This window comes from Pseudomonas sp. NPDC087615 (assembly GCF_044743445.1).
Taxonomy (GTDB): Bacteria; Pseudomonadota; Gammaproteobacteria; order Pseudomonadales; family Pseudomonadaceae; genus Aquipseudomonas; species Aquipseudomonas baetica_A.
Genome location: NZ_JBIUWM010000114.1, coordinates 1 through 4,120, shown reverse-complemented (window position 1 = coordinate 4,120; position 4,120 = coordinate 1). Strand labels below are relative to the sequence as shown.

Here is a 4,120-nt window from a genome sequence, read left to right as displayed (position 1 = left end):
TACGGTATCGGCCTGAACATGGGCAAGAGCCTTGCTCAGGAAGGCATGGATGATCTGGACTCCAAAGCGGTAGCCCAGGGCATCGAAGATGCCGTCGGCAAGAAAGAACAGAAGCTGAAAGACGAAGAACTGGTCGAAGCCTTCGCCGCGCTGCAAAAGCGTGCTGAAGAGCGCATGGCCAAGATGAGCGAAGAGTCGGCAGCCGCCGGCAAGAAATTCCTCGAGGAAAACGGCAAGAAGGCCGGCGTGACCACCACCGCTTCCGGTCTGCAGTACGAAGTCGTCAAGAAAGCCGACGGCCCACAGCCTAAGCCTACCGACGTCGTGACTGTTCACTACACCGGCAAGCTGACCAACGGCACCGTATTCGACAGCTCCGTCGAGCGCGGTAGCCCGATTGACCTGCCGGTGAGCGGCGTGATTCCGGGTTGGGTTGAAGGTCTGCAACTGATGCACGTTGGCGAGAAGTACAAACTGTACATCCCTAGCGATCTGGCTTATGGCGCACAGTCGCCAAGCCCGGCAATCCCGGCCAACTCGGTTCTGGTGTTCGACCTGGAACTGCTGGCCATCAAGGATCCAGCCAAAGAAGACGCTGCTGCAAAGTAATCAGCATCGGTTTCAACAACAACGCCTCGCTTATGCGGGGCGTTGTTGCATCTGTAGGATGGCAAAGGTAAACAGAGCGAACCGATGCCGGTCATGACAGTCATAGCTTTGAGGCTGCCCGCACTAGACGCCCTGAGCTGCCAAGTCAATGAAATATTGGGGTTTTTTATGTGAGTAAAAAACGCCCGATCTGAGCGCAGCCCTTATAAAACGGGGCTTTCAGCGTTGAAATGCAGCTCTGTTCACAAGGTTATCCACAATTTGTGTGGATAACATTTCAACGGGAGGAATAGATGAAAGCTCCGTGGAATTTCGCTCGATTCCTGCCCTTGGCCGGCCGCCTGCTGGCTCGCGGTCGCCTGCCGACCTTATTGTTTGCCGTCGCCAGCAAAGGCGCCGCACAAGGTAATCGGCTCGGCAAACTCAAGGACGATCTGCGTTTGCTCCAGGCATTGTGCCTGGCCTATTGGCGCGGTGAGTACCGCGCGATCAGCCCGAAAGCGTTGATTTCGGTAGTGGCGGGGTTGATGTACTTCCTCAGTCCGGTCGATGCCATACCGGATTTCATCCCGGTATTCGGTATGCTCGACGACATCGCCGTCCTCGCCTGGCTGATGAAAACCCTCGACGATGAACTGACGGCTTTCCGCTTCTGGCGCAAGCGCCAGCAACCGGAAAAACTCGCGGTGGTCGAGCGTCTGCCCGATACCCCCCAGCAACTTCAACTTCAGGGCCCGAAAAAGCCCTGATTCACGAAGGCCGCTTTCAGATAGATCCCCCCCGCGACCTTAGCCGCTGTTAGGATTACACTTCTAGGGAAAAGTGCCGACTCGCTAAGTGTTGTTGTCCTACGGGGTAGTCATGGATATTCAGATAATTGCACGCGATGGCGAACCCGAATATGCGGTTTTGCCATGGGCTCAGTATCAGGCTCTACTGAAAGCAGCAGGCATCAACGAAGCACCGCCGCGGCATGCTCAAGCACCGCTCGCGGCGTCGCCAGACCCGATTCTTCCAGGTCTGGATCAACTACGCAGTTTGCGCGAAGGGAAGGGCATCGCCATTGAGGCGTTGGCCCGCACGGTAGGCATCAGCCCGTCTTACCTGGCCATGATTGAAAGTGGTGAGCGTCAACCCGACGCCGCGATTCGCCGCAGCCTGGCCTGGGAACTGACGGTGCCCGGGTGGAGGGATGAATCGTGAGCGTACGCATCAGTCGTCAACATTGGGACGGATTGCTGGGGGAACTTGATCAGGCGCGCCGACAGCGCCATCTTCTGACTTATCGGGCTTTGCTCGAGCGTTTGCAATTGCCGACGCCGGCAATGCAAACCTTGACCGCTGCACTTGAACATCTCGCGGCACTGGATGCCAAGGCCGAACAACCGCTGCGCAGTTCGCTCGTCATCAGCCAAGGCGCCAGTCGTTTGCCGCGTACCGGTTTTTTTGAATGTGTCGAACGTCTTGGGCGGTTTTCCGGGCCGTCCGATGGCGTTGCGGCGGCGTCCTGGCATGCATCGGAAGTGGTCAGGGTGTTCGAATACGAGTACCCGGAATCGGCGGAGGCTTGAGTGTTTTTACGACTCAAGGCGCAGGCAAGTTACTGGTTGGCGCGTAGGCTGTTTCACTGGTCGTGGTTTGTTCGCCAGCCGCGTGGCTGGCGCTGGCTTGAAGGCCAGTTTGCGCGCATGGCCAACCTTGGCGATGTCGGTGCGCAAAGCTTCTACGGACACATCCTGACCTTTCGCGGCGTGGGGTTGGCAGCGCGTGAGGAGGGCGTGCGGTTGTTGCGTCTGGCGGCACTGGCTGGCGATGGCAAAGCGGCCTATCAAGTCGGCGTCATCAGTTTCGCGGGTACCGCGAGCAAAGCCCCGGATCCTGCTGAAGCCGCACGCTGGTGGGGTATGGCCGCCAAGGCCGGGCATCCATTGGCCGAGCTGAAATTGAAAGAGCTGGGTGCTAGGGATTCAACGCAGTAAATCCATTTGTGTCTGATCATTAAACGGGGCGTGAGGAAAACTCACGCCCCGTTTGCGTTTTCGCTTATTGGCTTGGCATCAAAAGCTTTATTGCAGACTTCTCCTACAGTAATTGCCTACTCGCCTGACTTATTTCTTGAGTGATCCCCCGCAAAGTCCTCGCGCCTAATTTCTGCGCGAGGGAACGCTCATGTTCGACCCGGTCATTCAGTTTATCTCGCACTCAAGCGTGCGTTGATGGAAGCCATCACCCGTATCGAGCAAGCACTCGACAGCTTTCCCGACACCCTCAGTCTTTATCGCGAGCAGCTCAAGCACTGGGCCAGCCGTGCGGCCGACACCGTCAGCCATGCCATGGATCTGCCGTCCCTGATGGGTATGGAGCGGGTCATCCGCTTAGGCGACCGCAGTACTGCCGTCAGCAGCAGCGACAACGAGTTTTTCTCCGGCGTCGTCCAGTGCCCGAAGGGCGGGCTGATGCTGATCGAGAGCAAGTTCGAGTCGGTGTACGACATCCCGCTGGGCAACATTGTGGTCGATGTGATGGCCATGGACGGTGGCGAAACGACGCCCATCACCCTGGATGCCGAAGGTAAAGGCAAATTCAAGGGAACACCGGGCAAGTTCTATCGCGTGCATGTACACAGCGAAGTCACCCCAGAGCAGGTCGAGGCGCTGTTCAAGTCCTATGACGGTTTGACTGGCGAGCTGGATGGCTGGCTGCGCAGCGAGTGGCAGGGTTTCAAGCCGCAGTGGTCGCAGTCGGTGGCGACGGCGGCAGGCAACGGCATGTTGGCCGGGAGCTGGGCGGCGATCGAGGGTGTGTGGGACAGCATCGGATTGCTGTCGGAGATCCTTCAGGATCCGGGCGCCTTTGTGGGGCGGTTAGGCAATGGTGCGACTGATCTGATCAATCTGGCTGCAACGGCTCCCAAAGTCATGGCACAGCTTCAATTGCTGGTCAGTGACGAGGCGGCGCTGTGCTTGCTGCTGCGCACCGCGAGTCTTTGGCTGGAAATGCTGCCGCCCAGTGAACTCGCCGGCAAAACCGCGGAAGCGGCGTCGATGATGATCGTGCAGTTGCTGATCGATGTGCTGATCAGCGTTGTGTTGACTTTCGCCAGCGGTGGCGCAGGGATCGCGTATCTGACGCTGCGTCTGGCGGATCGCGCGGTTCAGTTGCTGTCGGCAGTGAAGCGATTGGTGAAGGCGTTGTTTGGCATTGTCAACGGCTTCATCAAGTACGTTGATCAATACAAAACCGTCGCCGCGCGCGGTATCGCCGCCGGGGTGAAAAAAGGCCGGATGCAACTGCGCTGGAATGCCAGGCGCAACGCCTTGTTGAAGAAAGACGAACATCACGACGACGCTCCTAATCAGGCAAAAAACCCCAACGGTGACAGCGCCGATTGTGTGCCGTCGACCTGCACCAACGGCTGCCCCGTATCGATGGTCACCGGCGAAGAACTGCTGACCCTCACCGATGGCACGCTCGATGGCTTGCTGCCGTTCGAGTTCACCCGGTTGTATCG

At 58.2% G+C, this 4,120-nt stretch carries 6 protein-coding genes; all 6 read left to right on the top strand.

The genetic code is table 11. The features are described 5' to 3' along the window. Positions 1–609, top strand: a 609-nt coding sequence (locus ACIOU6_RS27580; RefSeq protein ID WP_401139887.1) for an FKBP-type peptidyl-prolyl cis-trans isomerase, incomplete at its 5' end; no start/stop codon positions are given. A 293-nt stretch (positions 610–902) separates the two neighbouring features. Continuing rightward, a complete protein-coding gene (locus ACIOU6_RS27575) occupies positions 903–1,358 on the top strand; it encodes a YkvA family protein (protein ID WP_221732913.1) in 456 nt (151 codons plus the stop codon). A 112-nt stretch (positions 1,359–1,470) separates the two neighbouring features. Then, a complete protein-coding gene (locus ACIOU6_RS27570) occupies positions 1,471–1,812 on the top strand; it encodes a helix-turn-helix domain-containing protein (RefSeq protein ID WP_401139884.1) in 342 nt (113 codons plus the stop codon). Then, positions 1,809–2,180 carry a hypothetical protein gene (locus tag ACIOU6_RS27565; protein ID WP_003223109.1) on the top strand — a complete coding sequence of 124 codons (372 nt, stop codon included), beginning with the start codon at positions 1,809–1,811 and terminating at the stop codon, positions 2,178–2,180. Before ACIOU6_RS27570 ends, ACIOU6_RS27565 begins: the two co-directional genes overlap by 4 nt. After that, positions 2,181–2,588: a sel1 repeat family protein gene (locus ACIOU6_RS27560; protein WP_221732915.1), complete on the top strand. Its 408-nt coding sequence runs from the start codon at positions 2,181–2,183 to the stop codon at positions 2,586–2,588. 237 nt (positions 2,589–2,825) lie between these two features. Continuing rightward, the coding region (locus ACIOU6_RS27555) for a DUF6531 domain-containing protein (RefSeq protein WP_401139882.1) at positions 2,826–4,120 on the top strand (1,295 nt) is incomplete at its 3' end.